We start from the raw sequence: 15,757 nt of genomic DNA on the forward strand, positions 1-15,757 counted from the left end.
TATTTGGAATCTCGTAGCGAAGATAACAATTTCTTTGCCAATTCTACAAAACAAAAAAAGGTGAGCACTATTAAAATGCTCACCTTTACTCTTAAAATCCGTCTTTTTCGGCTTCTTTTTTCTTCTCGTCTTTTTTCTGAGTTTCTTCCTTAGGTACTGTTGCCAGTTTTTTAGGGTCGGTCTTTTTACCTTTAGGCGGTTCTTTTATGCCTTTATAGGTTTCTAAGAATACCTTACGGAAAAGAATCGCCTCTGAGTAATCAACGGCAATAACCTGATAACTCTTGTCTTTTTTCTTCTCGCCTTTGGTTACCAATGCGTTAAAGGCGTCGTCAGAAGAAATAATACCCATTTCACCTTCTTTATAACCAAAGTAGTACCAGTTTTCGCCTGATAGTTCCAGGAAGATATACATTTCGTCAACACCTGTCGGGTTCTTGCGAATCTCTACATAGCCATCAACCTTGGCATTAATATCTGTTTCACCAATGTTAGAGATACCCAGCTTACCTACACTTCTGTAAGCATTTTGCTTAGGCTCCCATTGTAGTTTCAAGTCGCTGAAAACCATTGTATTGATAAACTTCGGCGAAAACTTAAACAAAGGCACATATTCTTTAGCCGAACGTGTTTTGTAATCTTCAATGTCTTTATCACCTACAATGCTACCAATTTTTGAAATCAACTCAGGTGAGTTTAATTCTATTGCAGCTTCGTTAACTCCTTGGTCAAGGTTGGTTTTCACTATTTTGTTTGCCATGTGTGCCAGAATAGGCTGCACAACCGGGAAGTTCACCAGCATCATGGTATTAAACTCATGCTTTGGTGTATCAAGGCGTATTTTGGCAAAACCTGATGTTTGAAGATATTGTGCAAGGTCGTTGCTCAACAAGTTGAACTTACCTTCCAGATTAATAATACCTTTATCTTCAAGCAATTCATATTTATTACTAACAGGCACTTTTTCGCCTTCTAGTTTTATGCTGAATAGTTTATTAGGTTCGTCGCGGCGCAAAACACCTGAACCTATAAAAACATCCTGATCTTCTTCTACTTCTTTAGCTGATAAGAACGTTGGGTACAACCCATTGCTTGATGCCGTAGTTCTGAAATGCAAACCTGCAAAAAGTAAAGACTCGTTGCTTTTCAAGTTCTTATCTACAGTAATCGCCACTTCTTCCGATTTATCGCCTTTATACGGAATCCAGTATCCACCCAGATTCGGGTATTTCTTCAAAACAGGCAATACAAAACCATCTAAAGTCAGGTTTTTGACAGGTGCCAGCATCGAAATTTCACCCTGGTATATAATTTTAGGAGATAAATACAAACTATCACGGTCTTTTACAGTAGCATGGGCATAGGTTGAGTAGTTTTTATCTTTGGTTTTCTTACCATCTGCTGCTACGGCTGCCATTTCACGTATCTCAAAGTCTCCCATTTTAATATTGAAAGTATCTTTGCGCACGTTTACAAACTGATATGAGGCATCGCCAGTAAATTTGTTTTTAGATAAAATCTGTATGTTACCATTTCGTAGGTTATGATAACCATTCAGGGTATCGATAGTCAAACGGGCATTTTTAAACGGCAACATTTCTGCATCTCGGCGAACCGCCACCAGCCCTTTATCAGGAATAATCTTGGCATCGGCCGATTTAATAAATGGCACACCACCAATATTAAAAGTCATTTGCTCAATATCATACATTGCCGAGCTACCATTAAATGCCAGCCCCAATTGTTCGGCATTAGTTGATGTAAACACCGAAGTAGCTACATCGCCTTTCATGCTGATTTGCTTTTTCTTGATGTTCCACTCTGCACGGTCTATATTGGTTTTATAGGCTGCATACGGAAACTCAAACGATGATTGTTGCGTACTGTCGTTAAAGTTACCCTCGTTGGTAGCAATGTTTACAATGCTGGTATTTACATTGAAATTCACATTTACGTTTTTACCCAACAATACTGATTTTGAAGAAGCAGTTGCCGACTTGATATTGAACTGAGATTTATCAGCGGTAAAGCCTTCTTTGTTAAACTTAAACTGGTCGGAACCCGTTTCAGAATCTGTGCGCACCAACTGACCAAGCCCGAATAAACCTCCTTTACGAACCAATATTTTTCCTTTTAGTGACGAAGACCCCGCATAGAAGTTAAAACCCTCTTTAGAAGCAATCAGCATTGAGTCGGCTTTAGGAAGCCATTTCAATGTATAGTCTTTGATTTCTACCTGTGGGAAATAAGACGCACCTGCTTTATTGGTTTCAACTACTTTGCCTTGTTCACCTTTTGCCAATAAAGAGTCTGTTGCAAAGAATATTTCTTTGGCTGTGAGTGTTGCTGCCAGGTGAGTTATGTCTCCTTCGGTATGTAAGCCTTTGCCATCCATTACAAGTGGTGAGGCAAACTTAACGGAGGTTTCGTTACCAAACACCGGATATTTGCCTGTTGGTACTTTGTGTGCAAAGCCGATGGTAGTATCTGGCATTACACGAAGTTTTTCTTTGAAAGGCTTAAATATTTCGCCTGAATAAAATGTACCTGCAAACTCCATGTCTTTTGTGCTCAAGCTATCATAATCGATTTTTGGCACTTCAAAGCGTACTTCTCTATTATAAGCTTTTTTACCTCTAAACTCGTCATCAAAATAGACCGTTACGCCTTTATCTATTTTCAGCATTGGGTACTGCGGTAAAGACTGTTTACCCGATTTATTGTCTGGTTTATTGAGGTAAACAACCCCAGGGTTATCGTATTTTATTCTACTGCCAATCTCTCTTCGGCCACCTTTATTATATACTGCGGCTGGTGTAAAGGTAATAGAGTCTATCTTAGGCAGCGAAAGCATATATTTTTCGTAGTCGAAAGTCAATTCCTGCCCTGCAAAACGGTAGTTTTTGGTTTTAAACTGGCCGTTGAAAGTAAAGGTTCTGTTTTTGCCTACTTTTATGGTTTGGTCATAAGGTGCAATAAAAGCCCTTAACGAATCGCTCAGATTAAAACGTTTTACCCCTCGTATCACCAGACTTTTATCATTCAATGTTAGCGTAGCATTAGCAGTAGAGTCTTTGCTGGTACCATAAACAGACGGAATGAGTATCTCATCAAAATCCTTTTTGCCTGTATTGGCCATCAGATAATGGTTGCCTTTTGTAGTAATGCTGTAAAGGTCGGTTGAAGGATTATAGTAAATAAAGCCTTGCTGCACAGCCACCATTAAACCAGATTTAAGGGTTTGAGGTGCTATTTTATTATTATTAAAAGCGGCAACTTCATTTACACTAAAACTCGTCTTGTTGTTTTTTTGTATAAAGTTTGATGCAACCAACAGCGGATTAAAACCACCACCACTACTAAGGTTTGTTAATCTTTGAGAATCAAAAAAATCTAGAGACTCAAAAACTGCCGGAATCTGTGTTCTACCCGATATAATATAGAAATCCATTTTACCTTCTGCCAGACTCCATCGCATGGCATCGCATTTAATGCTCATCTGGTGGTAGGTATCGGTAAAAGTAGCATCTTTAAATCCGCCACCATCCATTTTATTTAAACGCAAAATACCATCGGCAGGTACATAATTCAACTTTAAAGCCGGATGATAAATTGAATCTTTTTCGATATAGGTTACAAAACTGGCTGACTGTGCGCCAATAAACGAATCGCTGATTTCGAAACGGGTACTGCTGGTTTTAAAAGCTACTTTGCCATCTTGCTTTACGGTAATGCTCGAATAGGAGTTCTGAACCGACGATGAGAATATACGCTTGCCTATAATCGAAAATCCACCTTTATATTCTATACTTTTATCAATGTTTTTAATGAAAGCATCGCTTTGGTAAGACATAAAACGTGGATACGTAGCTTGGGCATTTTTAGCACGTTTTTCGCCCTTAAACTCAAGCACACCCTTGATAGGCGCCGTGAGGCGCTGTGCATAAGTAAGTGTAACTTCTTCGCCCGTAAAACGTGGGGTTCTGATTTCGAAAGTATAATCTCCCAAAACCGCCGATATTTCAGGCATGCCAAGGTTTTCCCAAGTGATAGTACCACCTTTACCCACAAAAACACCATCTTTTAGAGCTATTGTACCAGAGGTTTTAGCAACAGTAACCGAGTCGCTGGCAGTTGCCAGAATCAAATCTACATTATTTATCTCTAGCGCAACCCCGCCCAAAACAGGCATAGCCTTTTTTTCGGTAGCTTGCATAGCCGGCGCAGTAGTATTTGCCGAGGCGTTTGATGGGCTGGGTTTATCCCAATCGTCAAAATACTTAGAGTCTTCGGCCGCAGCAGGAGTAGCTGCATCGTTGCTTGCAGGTTGCTGAGCTTGAGCGGTTTCTTGCGCTTTGTCTAGAAATTTAAAATCAAAAGTGCCACCAAGTGCATACAAACGGTTAAAGCCAGAAACATAAATTCTCCGTTTCTCCAGAAAATCCTTAAAAGTCTCAAAAATTCTGGTTGCTGTTTTTAAATCGTAGAGTTCAACAGCTTTGCTGTTTACATTCAAGAAATTATCCAGTTTGGCTTCGTCGTATTTTTCCTGGTTAATTACCTTGTCTATAATCAGAAAGAAGTAATAAAATTGAGCCATCTTGTGGCCTTTGGTACCCATTTTTTTTGCTGTGTTCATCAGAACTGCTTTCTGATTGGCAGTAAAACGGTTTGTCCAGTACGACTCAAATTTATTTCCCATCTCAATGGCTATGGCATTATTGCCTGTTGCCATTACTGTTTTTATCTCACTAATAAAGGTTTGCGGATTGTCCGATAACCTGATTGACTGTGCTTTTGCAGAAAATGACAAAAGAATCCCACAACAGAAGATGATAGAAAGATGCCGCATAAGTGAAAGAGCAGCGATTAATTTCGCCTTTTTAATTTACCGATATTTAAAAACGACCGCCGCCCAGTTATTCTTGCTTAGTTGGGCTACTTTTTTTAAACCAACAGACTCGGCAATAGTTTCAATATCAGCTATATCTTTTTCATAAAAACCGCTTACAATTAATTCGCCGCCCGGCTTCAGGAATGTTACATAAGCAGGTATCTGGCTGATAAGTATGTTTCTGTTAATATTAGCCAATACAATATCATACATGTCGTGTGGCTCATCTTCTATTGTGCCGAGTCTCACAATTACATTCGATACGTCGTTTAATTTGACGTTCTCAATTGTGTTTTCGACCGACCATTCATCAATATCAAAGGCACTGATAGTAGTTGCACCTAGTTTTGATGCCAAAACAGCCAAAATACCCGTACCAGTGCCCACATCAAGCACTTTTTTGTTGGTATGCTCAATGCCAAGTTGGTGCTCCATCACCATCGAAGTTGTCTCATGGTGACCTGTGCCAAATGACATCTTAGGCGTAATAATGATTTCGTAAGGAAAATCAGACTTAGGTTCATGGAAATCGGCACGGACGTAAATCTGCTCACCTATCTGAATCGGCTGGAAATTCTTTTCCCATTCTTCGTTCCAGTTCTGGCGGGCTATCTTTTTAAACTGGTAAGAAATGGCCGTGCGAGATGCATAGTTTTCTAGCATTTGCTTTATAGCCAAATCGTTGAAAAGTTCTTCCTGAACATAGGCTTCCAGCCCTTCGTCTGTCTCAACAAACGATTCAAAGCCTAATTCGGCTAATTCTGCCATCAAAATCTCGACAAAATCAGCATCTATTTGTAGTGTTAATTCTATATAATCCATGCCGTAAAGTTCGGAAATTCTTCTGAAAACAAAGAATTTTATATTAAAGTCTCACAGGCACTTTTACTTCTGTGTTTTCCCAACGCAATATCATATCACTTCCGCCTTCTGCTGAGGCAAAATCAATCTTAAATTGTTCTACAGTTTCAGCTAGTTTACTGGCAGGCACATCTACTCTTAATACGTCTTTTGTTTCATCATATTCAGTACCCCATTGGCCTGTCTGGCTATTAAAAATGATTGTCCAGTTATCGGTATTCGGAATCGTCCATAGCGTATATTTTCCTGCTTTCAATGGTTTATCAGCTATTTTTACGTCTTGCTTTACCTCAAAAATAGTGGCTTCGTTAGCACCTGTTCGCCATACTTTGCCATAAGGCAGCAATTGGCCAAAAATAACACGGTCTTTTTTATAGGGCCGGCAATAATCAACCTGTACCGAAAGGCCGTTCTGATTAAAGCTGGCAGTATCAGCAGGGCTTTTGCTTTTTGTAAAAGTAAGAAAGCCATAAAAGGCAAGCGCTAGCACTGCCACGCTTATGATTACGATTTTCAGAATTTTATTCATTTTTTTTCAGGTTTTATGGTTAAATATAAAATTTTTGCGTATTATATTAGCATTCAGAATTTAGCTCAAAAAACATATCTGTTGCATTTATTTTTGTATCGTATAAAATAAAATAAAGTTTTTTGCTGATTTCATTTCAGAAAACAACAATTTTGCAACAGAAATACAGCTTATGGTTTTAGAAAAAATAAATTATGAAAACCAAAGCTGAAAACAGAGAGTTTAACTGGTATAAGTATGAGGTAATTAGTACCAAAATATTTTATCAATGGAACAAATTGCTTTAAAATTAAGGTTAATTAAATAAATTTGAGAGTTTAGCTGGCAAAAAATTAATACAATGTTAGATATTATTCATTTACTACCTGATTCTATTGCAAACCAGATTGCAGCAGGAGAAGTTGTGCAACGACCGGCCTCAGTAGTAAAAGAATTATTAGAGAATTCGATTGATGCACGTGCTAATACTATTCAGTTGATTGTAAAAGACGCAGGCAGAACGCTGATTCAGGTAATTGACGATGGCATGGGAATGTCGGCAACTGATGCCCGCATGAGTTTTGAAAGACACGCAACTTCGAAAATAAAAACTGCTGAAGATATCTTTGCTATTCGTACTATGGGTTTCAGAGGCGAAGCACTTGCTTCTATCGCTGCCGTTGCACAGGTTGAACTTCGTACCCGCCGTCTGGTTGACGAAGTTGGCACCATGATTCGGATCGAGGGTTCGGAGTTCAAAAATCAAGAGTCGGTTTCTTGTACAAAGGGCACTAACTTTCAGGTGAAAAATCTGTTTTTTAATGTGCCGGCTCGCCGTAATTTCCTGAAGTCGAACCCCGTTGAAATGAAACACGTTTTAGACGAATTTCAACGAGTTGCTTTAGCGCACCCTAACATCACTTTTACGCTTTACCACAACGATGTTGAGGTGTATAACCTACCTGCAGGTAAATTAAGCAGAAGGATAGTTGATATTTTTGGCAAGACCTACCGTGAGCAACTGGCTACCTGCGAAGAAGAAACGCCTTTTGTAAACGTAGAAGGCTATGTGGGCAAACCTGAGTCGGCCAAAAAAGGTAGAGGCGAACAGTTTTTCTTTGTCAATAAGCGTTTTATTAAACATAATTACCTGCACCATGCGGTGTTAAGTGCTTTTGAAGCCACCATACCCGAGGGTAGCAGCCCATTTTATGTTTTGTTTCTGGAAATTGACCCTTCGCATATTGATATAAACATTCATCCGACAAAAACCGAAATAAAGTTTGATGATGAGCGGGCAGTATATGCCATCATCAGGTCGGCTGTGAGGCGTGCTATAGGTGTTTACAACCTTACGCCTACTATTGATTTCGAATCAGATATAAACTTTGGTAATATTACCTCTACGAGCCGTTTTACCGATAATCCATCGCCTATTAACTCGGGTATTTCTGACTTCGAAAAACCTCGTCAGAGTGCAAGTTCATCTTTACCACCTGTTGATGATGATTCATTTAGAGACAGGTCTAATACCGAAAACTGGCGTAAGCTTTTTGAGGGACTGGATAGCTTTAAACCCAACAATCAGACTAATCTTGATTTTCATGCTTCTGCTACTCAAAGAGACTTTCAGAGAGATGAGCCTATAACGCTGGGCAGTAAAGCTAACGATATTACTGACGAAAGCAGACGCCTAGCCGAAGTCAAAGACATTAGTGCGATTCAGGTACAGAACAGATTTATTGTGGCTCAGGCAAAAAGCGGCTTAATGCTGATAGACCAGCGAGCTGCTTATGAGCGTATTCTGTACGAGAAGTATTACAACAATGTAAAAAACAAAAATTCGTTTACGCAACAATTGTTGTTCCCGAAAACTCTCGATTTACACCCCTCTGATTTTCAGTTGGTTATGGAAATTGAGGACGAAATAAAAGCACTCGGATTTTCGTTTGAAGAATTCGGGCAAAATACCATTAAAATCACTGGTGTTCCGCCAGAAGTACAAGAAGAAAACGAAAAAGAAATTTTTGAAGGCTTAGTGCACCAATTCAAAACTAATCAGAATGATTTACATCTTGATAGTGTAGAAAACGTGGCTCGTTCATTCTCAAAAAAATCTTCTGCCAAATATATTGGCGAACTTTCGAAAATTGAAATAAATTTACTGATTCATCAACTTTTTGAAACGGCTGTTCCTGCTTATACCCCTAATGGTGAACCAATTATGACTATATTGTCGTTGGAACAATTAGCCGAACTCATACTAAAAAAATAAAAGAAAGCTATGTTTTATTTAAGCCCGGTTGCTCGTAATTTATTGATTGCCAATGTTGTAGTTTTTTTACTATCAAATTTTTTAAATCAAAATTATATTACTCAGCAATTTGCCTTCTTTAACCCTATTTTACCCGGAACTCCTGATTTACTGAATCCGAATTTCAAGATATGGCAGCCCTTTACCTATATGTTTATGCATGGTAGTTTAGGGCATTTATTAAGCAATATGTTTGCTTTATTAATTTTTGGCTCAGGAATCGAAACATTTTTTGGTTCAAAACGTTTTCTTATATACTATTTGATTACAGGCGTTGGCGCAAGTTTTATTTACTCTTTCGTAAATATGTATGACATGCTTCAGTTCTCGCCTGATTCAGAAGTATATTGGGCTTTGGCATCAATACCAATGGTAGGAGCTTCGGGAGCTATTTTTGGGATTCTGATTGCGTATGCATATCTTTTCCCCAACAACGAGCTTATTATTTTTCCGTTTCCGGTGCCAATTAAGGCCAAATATTTAGTTGGCTTTTATGCATTATACGAGTTATACGCTGGTATTCAGGGTTCATCAATGGGAATAGCTCACTTTGCACACGTAGGTGGTTTGCTGGTTGGTTTCATTTTATTAAGATTTTTTGGCTTTGGTAAAGCACGGTATTAATTTTTATATAAATTTGTTTTAAGGAAGAAAGAGCGAGTGGCAAATTTTTTAGATGACATAAAAAATCCTTTCCGTCGCGGAAATACATTGGTGCAGCTAATGCTCATCAATGCAATAGTCTTTTTGTCTTTAGTTCTGACAGGAGCTATTTTATCGTTTTTTCCCGAGGGAAATGTCATTAATAAACTCATTAATGACAATGTTTTGCTTATTGCGCCTATTAAGGAGTTTATCTGGAAACCCTGGACTCTCCTTACCTACGGGTTTACACATTACAGTTTCTGGCATTTGCTATTTAATATGCTTACGCTCTACTGGTTTGGTACATTGGTGCAAGAGTTTATTGGCAGCCGGAAATTAATGAACATCTACATTATTGGTGGTATTTTAAGTGGTTTAATATATATCGGTATTTATAATTTATTATCGCTTACACCACAGGTTAATAACATCAATTCTACGGTACTTGGTGCTTCGGCAGCGGTTTGTGCGGTTATGTTTGCAGCGGTTACGCTTCTGCCTGAATACGAATTTTATTTCTTTGGCCTTTTTCTGATTAAAATTAAATACATAGCCTGGTTTTTCTTGCTCTTGTCGTTTATTGTGCCAAGTAGTGGTATTTCTCACTTGGGCGGAGCATTGGCAGGGTACTCTTATATTTATTTACTGCGGAAAGGTATTGACCTGGGTAGCCCTATAGAAACTATTGGTGACTGGTGGAGCAGCCTATGGCGACCGAAGCCTAAAATGAAAATTCCTCAGAGAAAATATAGCGAATCTACTGTTTCAAGCAAAGGTATCAGTAACACAAATCTTGACCCCAACTATTTCCCTGACCAAGACGAAGTAGATGCCATTCTGGATAAAATCGGTAAGTCTGGTTACGAAAGTCTTACAAAAGAAGAAAAACAAAAACTCTACAGAGCCAGCCAAAGAAAAGATTAGTAAAGCATTATATGTTTTTTTACGTACCTTTGTAAGCTTATCTGCCATCAGACTGCATAAGTATTGATGGACATCCCTGTTTAAACCCAAAAATTATAAAATTTATTTGCGTTATAATCAAACATTTTATGTTATGTTTGGTTTAGACAGAACAATCGACTTGTAATTTGTTATAAAGATATGCTCATCACACCCGGCGACCTTCTGGAATTCATCAACGAACCATCCGATCTAAGAAAACTTGACCGATCAAAACTTCCACAAATTGCCGACGAACTACGACAGTTTATTATTGATATTGTGTCTGTGTATGGTGGGCATTTTGGTGCCAGCCTGGGGGTAGTTGAGCTTAGTGTAGCTTTACATTATGTATTTAATACACCTGACGACCAATTAGTGTGGGACGTAGGGCATCAGGCCTATGGGCACAAGATTCTGACAGGCCGTAGAAAACAGTTTCATACCAACCGCTTTTATGGTGGTATTTCGGGTTTCCCAAAACGTAAAGAAAGCATTTATGATACTTTCGGAGTAGGCCACTCGTCTACTTCTATTTCTGCTGCATTGGGCATGGCCGTTGGGTCTATGCACAATGGCGATAAAAAACGCCAGCACATTGCTGTAATCGGCGATGGCTCCATGACAGCCGGAATGGCTTTTGAAGCCATGAATCATGCAGGTTCGTTGAAAGACGCCAATCTACTGATTATTCTGAACGACAACTGCATGGCTATTGACCCTAACGTAGGGGCTTTAAAAGAATATCTGACCGATATTACTACTTCACAGACCTACAACAAAGCCAAAGACGATGTCTGGAACTTGTTAGGTAAAATGAGCAACTTTGGCAAAAGTGCAAGAGAAATTGTGCAGAAAGTAGAAAATGCCATGAAAGGTGCTTTACTGAGCCAGAGTAATTTGTTTGAAGCATTGAATCTTCGCTACTTCGGCCCGATAGATGGGCACGACCTTAACCATATGGTAAGTGTACTCGAAGATTTAAAGAATATTCCGGGACCTAAAATATTACATTGCCTAACTGTAAAAGGTAAAGGCTACGCTCCTGCCGAAAAAGACCAGACCAAATGGCATGCGCCGGGTCTTTTTGATAAAGTAACGGGCGAAATAAAGAAAAAGGTATATGACCGACCAATGCCTCCGAAATATCAGGATGTATTTGGGCATACAATTGTTGAGCTAGCCGAAGTTAATTCAAAAATAATGGGGGTTACTCCTGCCATGCCTTCCGGCTCTTCGCTCAATATTATGATGAAAGCCATGCCTGAGAGGGCTTTTGATGTGGGTATTGCCGAGCAACACGCCGTAACTTTTTCGGCGGGTATGGCAACACAAGGCTTGGTAGTGTATTGCAATATCTACTCTACGTTTATGCAACGTGCCTACGACCAGGTGATTCATGATGTATGTATTCAGGAATTACCCATTATCTTCTGCCTTGACCGTGCAGGTTTTGCCGGAGCCGATGGCCCTACGCATCATGGTGCTTATGATATTGCTTTTATGCGTTGTATTCCGAATATGGTGATTGCCGCCCCTATGAACGAAGAGGAATTGCGCAATATGATGTACACATTCCAGCTAGATGAGGTACAGAAACTGAAAACAGCATTCACTATCCGTTACCCACGTGGCGAAGGTGTTTTACCTGATTGGAGACGCCCATTGCGAAAAATAGAAATAGGTAAAGGACAAAAAATAAAAGACGGAAGCGATGTTGCCATTCTGACCATTGGTCATATTGGTAATTATGCCGTGCAGGCTTGCGAAGCACTTCAAAGAGAAGGCATCAGCGCAGCGCATTATGACTTACGTTTTGTAAAACCGCTTGATGAAGCCCTTTTGCATGAGGTGTTTCAAAGATTCGATAAAGTAATAACTGTGGAAGATGGTTGCCTGAAAGGCGGCATGGGAAGTGCCGTATTAGAATTTATGGCCGACCACGAGTATACAGCCAAAGTAAAACGCCTGGGTATTCCTGACCGAATAGTAGAGCATGGCGAACAGATTGAACTACACCGCGAATGTGGTTTCGACCCTGAAGGAATAGCCGAAGCCGCCAGAGAAATGGTGAGTAACCGGATTTTGGTGTATTAATGTTACTGTAAATTTATTGGTATAATATAAGCGGCTAAGGCCGCTTAATTCGTTTTAAAAGTAGGAACTACAAACCTACTTTTTTCGTTAATTTCTAAATAATCTGCCATATATAGTGAGCGAAAAACATTTGAATGACATTGACCTGACTGGCTACGACCAAATAGAAGTTTTAGGCGCCAGAGAACATAATCTTAAAAACATTGATGTAAATATTCCCCGAAACAAACTGGTAGTTATTACTGGTATTTCGGGTAGTGGGAAATCTTCTTTAGCCTTTGATACTATCTATGCCGAAGGCCAAAGACGCTATATGGAGAGTTTCTCTTCGTATGCCCGTAGTTTTATTGGCGGTATGGAACGACCAGACGTTGACAAAATCAATGGTTTGTCTCCGGTAATTTCTATTGAACAGAAAACCACCTCCAAAAACCCTCGTTCTACTGTTGGTACAACTACCGAAATCTACGATTTCCTCCGTTTGCTTTTTGCACGTGCCAGTGAGGCTTTCAGCTATGTTACGGGCGATAAGATGGTGAAGCAAACACAAGACCAGATTATTGACCAGATTTTGCAGCAATTCGAAGGGCAAAAAATCACCTTGTTAGCTCCTTTGGTAAAAGGTAGAAAAGGGCATTATCGTGAGTTGTTTGTACAAATTGCAAAATTGGGGTACAATAAGGTAAGGGTTGATGGCGAGGTACTGGATATTAATCCTAAAATGCAGCTCGACCGTTATAAGATTCATGATATTGAGGTGGTAGTAGACCGTGTTATACCAAAATCTGACGACCGCTATCGCTTAACCCAATCGGTAAGCACAGCCTTAAAACAAGGCAAGGGTTCTATGATGCTGCTTGATACAGAGGGTAAAACTCAATATTTTTCTCAGAATCTGACCGACCCCAAATCGGGTATTTCTTACGAAGACCCTTCGCCTAATAGTTTCTCTTTCAATTCACCTTATGGTGCTTGTCCTACCTGTAACGGTTTGGGGACTATTGAAGAGATAACCGAAGATTCTATCATTCCTGATAAATCTCTAAGCATTAGCCGAGGGGGTATTGCTCCTTTGGGCGAGTACCGTGACTTATGGATTTTTAAGCAAATAGAAATTATACTCAAGAGCTTCAAATCCAATATTTCAACCCCCATAGATAAACTACCGCCCGAAGCCCTTAAAACTATCTTATATGGCAGCGAAGAGCCCGTAGCGGTGCCTTCGAAGAAATATCCAGGTACAGAATGGAATTCGACATTTGAAGGCGTAATTACGTTTTTGAAACGCCAGCAAGATTCTGACAATGATAAGATACAAGATTGGGTGCGTGACTTCTTGGTAATTAAAACCTGCCCTGATTGTGGTGGTTTACGTCTGAAAAAAGAATCGTTGCACTTCAAGATTGACCATAGAAATATTGCTGAACTGGCCGAAATGGACATTCGGGAAATTGCTGAATGGTTTGAAAATTTGGAAAGCCGCTTGTCAAACCGTCAGAATACCATTGCCCGTGAGATACTGAAAGAGATCCGTAAACGCATTGGTTTCCTTTTAGGCATAGGATTAGACTACTTAACACTTAACAGGCCGCTAAGAACCTTATCAGGTGGCGAATCACAACGGATTCGGCTGGCTACACAAATTGGCACCCAGTTGGTGGGCGTTTTATATATCATGGACGAACCAAGTATTGGTTTGCACCAAAGAGACAACGTGAAGCTGATTCAGGCTTTAAAAGATTTGCGTGACTTAGGAAACACCGTTCTGGTTGTAGAACACGATAAAGACATGATGCTGGAGTCAGACTATATACTAGACATAGGCCCCGGCGCTGGCCGACACGGTGGTAGCATTGTAGGCAGAGGTACTCCACAAGAGTTTCTTGATAACAGAAGCACCACCTCTGACTACCTAAGCGGCAGGTCGAGCATTGATATTCCGAAAGAACGAAGAAAAGGAAATGGCAAAGCCTTAGTAATAAAAGGTGCAACAGGCCATAACCTTAAAAACGTAACCCTGAAACTCCCATTAGGCAAAATGCTCTCGATTACCGGTGTGAGTGGCAGTGGTAAATCGTCTTTGATTCATGAGACCTTATTCCCGATTCTGAATCGCCATTTTTATAATTCTAAACGAGAGCCCCTAGCCTACAAAGCTGTTGAGGGTCTGGAGTTTGTAGATAAAGTAATTGAGGTAGACCAAAGCCCAATCGGCCGCACACCAAGAAGTAATCCGGCTACTTATACAGGTATGTTTTCTGACATCAGAACACTATTTGCCGAATTACCAGAATCAAAAATAAGAGGTTATAAGCCCGGGCGTTTTTCGTTCAACGTAAAAGGTGGCCGTTGTGAAGATTGTGAGGGAGCAGGAATGAAAAAAATTGAGATGGAATTTCTGCCTGATGTACACGTAGCCTGTGAAACCTGTAAGGGTAAACGTTTTAACCGTGAAACATTGGAAGTTCGATTCAAAGGCAAGTCTATCGCCGACGTGTTGGATATGACAGTTGAGCAAGCAATAGAGTTCTTTGAGTTTCAACCGAAGATTTTCAGAAAGGTGCAAACCCTTTTTGATGTAGGTTTAGGCTATATTACTTTGGGGCAACATGCCACTACCCTTTCGGGTGGTGAAGCGCAGCGTGTAAAGCTAGCCGAAGAGCTTTCGAAGAAAGATACAGGTAAAACACTCTATATACTAGACGAACCTACCACAGGGCTACATTTTCAGGACATCCAAAAACTACTGGAGGTATTGCAGAAATTAGCCGATAAAGGCAATACAGTACTGATTATAGAACATAATCTTGACGTAATAAAGGTATCAGACCACGTGATAGACCTTGGGCCTGAGGGTGGCAATAAAGGTGGGCAGATAATAGCAGAAGGTACGCCTGAGCAAATAGCTAAAGTAAAAGGTAGCTATACGGGCTACTTTTTAAAAGAAGAACTAAAATAAAAGTTTTGACAAGCAAAAAGAGCAATAAACGATGTTTATTGCTCTTTTTATTTAATGACATCTAATATTCATCTTCATTGAAGAAAAAGTCGTCTTTGGTCGGATAATCGGGCCAAATCTCCTCAATACTTTCGTACGGTTGTCCGTCGTCTTCTAATTCTTGTAAATTTTCAATAACTTCAATGGGTGCTCCCGAACGAATCGAAAAATCTATCAACTCATCTTTTGTAGCGGGCCACGGAGCGTCTTCAAGGTATGACGCAAGTTCGAGTGTCCAATACATAGTTTATTCCTTATTTAATGTTACAAAAAATTTGTGGCTGCAAAAGTATAACAATTTTTAATTTGTCAAGTGTTTTGACCAAAAAATGTATTATCTGACAAACGTTTTTTTTGAAAAATATTATATATTCTCCGAAAAAATATATAATATTTTGACCAATAATTTGAGTATCAATTAGTTACAAATATAAAAAAAACTCCTTTTCTTCCAAATGAAAAGGAGTTTTTTTGTAAATTCCAGTCTTCAATAAATGC

Annotated in this window: 9 protein-coding genes; 5 read left to right on the forward strand and 4 right to left on the reverse strand. The window is 39.5% G+C overall.

Features of this window, described 5'->3' with window-relative positions; genetic code table 11:
• Positions 1-91: 91 nt before the first annotated feature.
• The 3 genes from WAE64_RS07285 to WAE64_RS07295 are packed head-to-tail and all read right to left on the reverse strand — an operon-like array spanning position 92 to position 6,284.
• Entirely contained in the window at positions 92-4,852 is a 4,761-nt protein-coding gene (locus tag WAE64_RS07285) for a hypothetical protein (protein ID WP_340235593.1), read from the reverse strand.
• Between the two features lie 36 nt (positions 4,853-4,888).
• Positions 4,889-5,716 carry a 50S ribosomal protein L11 methyltransferase gene (gene prmA, locus WAE64_RS07290; RefSeq protein ID WP_340235594.1) on the reverse strand — a complete coding sequence of 276 codons (828 nt, stop codon included), beginning with the start codon at positions 5,714-5,716 and terminating at the stop codon, positions 4,889-4,891.
• Between the two features lie 43 nt (positions 5,717-5,759).
• Positions 5,760-6,284, reverse strand: a complete 525-nt coding sequence (locus tag WAE64_RS07295) for a DUF2911 domain-containing protein (protein WP_340235595.1) — start codon at positions 6,282-6,284, stop codon at positions 5,760-5,762.
• A 340-nt stretch (positions 6,285-6,624) separates the two neighbouring features.
• On the opposite strand from WAE64_RS07295, the gene mutL reads away from it, so the two are divergent.
• From mutL to uvrA, 5 genes are all read left to right on the forward strand, one after another.
• Entirely contained in the window at positions 6,625-8,538 is a 1,914-nt protein-coding gene (mutL, locus tag WAE64_RS07300) for a DNA mismatch repair endonuclease MutL (protein WP_340235596.1), read from the forward strand.
• 9 nt (positions 8,539-8,547) lie between these two features.
• Positions 8,548-9,201, forward strand: coding sequence for a rhomboid family intramembrane serine protease (locus tag WAE64_RS07305; RefSeq protein WP_340235597.1), 654 nt, complete (start codon positions 8,548-8,550; stop codon positions 9,199-9,201).
• Positions 9,202-9,237: 36 nt separating this feature from the next.
• Positions 9,238-10,146: a rhomboid family intramembrane serine protease gene (locus WAE64_RS07310; protein WP_340235598.1), complete on the forward strand. Its 909-nt coding sequence runs from the start codon at positions 9,238-9,240 to the stop codon at positions 10,144-10,146.
• A 180-nt stretch (positions 10,147-10,326) separates the two neighbouring features.
• Positions 10,327-12,261, forward strand: coding sequence for a 1-deoxy-D-xylulose-5-phosphate synthase (dxs, locus tag WAE64_RS07315; RefSeq protein WP_340235599.1), 1,935 nt, complete (start codon positions 10,327-10,329; stop codon positions 12,259-12,261).
• Between the two features lie 115 nt (positions 12,262-12,376).
• A complete protein-coding gene (gene uvrA, locus WAE64_RS07320) occupies positions 12,377-15,220 on the forward strand; it encodes an excinuclease ABC subunit UvrA (RefSeq protein WP_340235600.1) in 2,844 nt (947 codons plus the stop codon).
• Positions 15,221-15,281: 61 nt separating this feature from the next.
• Here uvrA and WAE64_RS07325 read toward each other — a convergent pair whose 3' ends face one another.
• On the reverse strand, positions 15,282-15,503 hold the full coding sequence (locus WAE64_RS07325) for a DUF2795 domain-containing protein (protein ID WP_015028821.1): 222 nt from the start codon (positions 15,501-15,503) through the stop codon (positions 15,282-15,284).
• Positions 15,504-15,757: the final 254 nt, after the last annotated feature.

This window comes from Emticicia soli, from assembly GCF_037860775.1.
Taxonomy (GTDB): Bacteria; Bacteroidota; Bacteroidia; order Cytophagales; family Spirosomataceae; genus Emticicia; species Emticicia soli.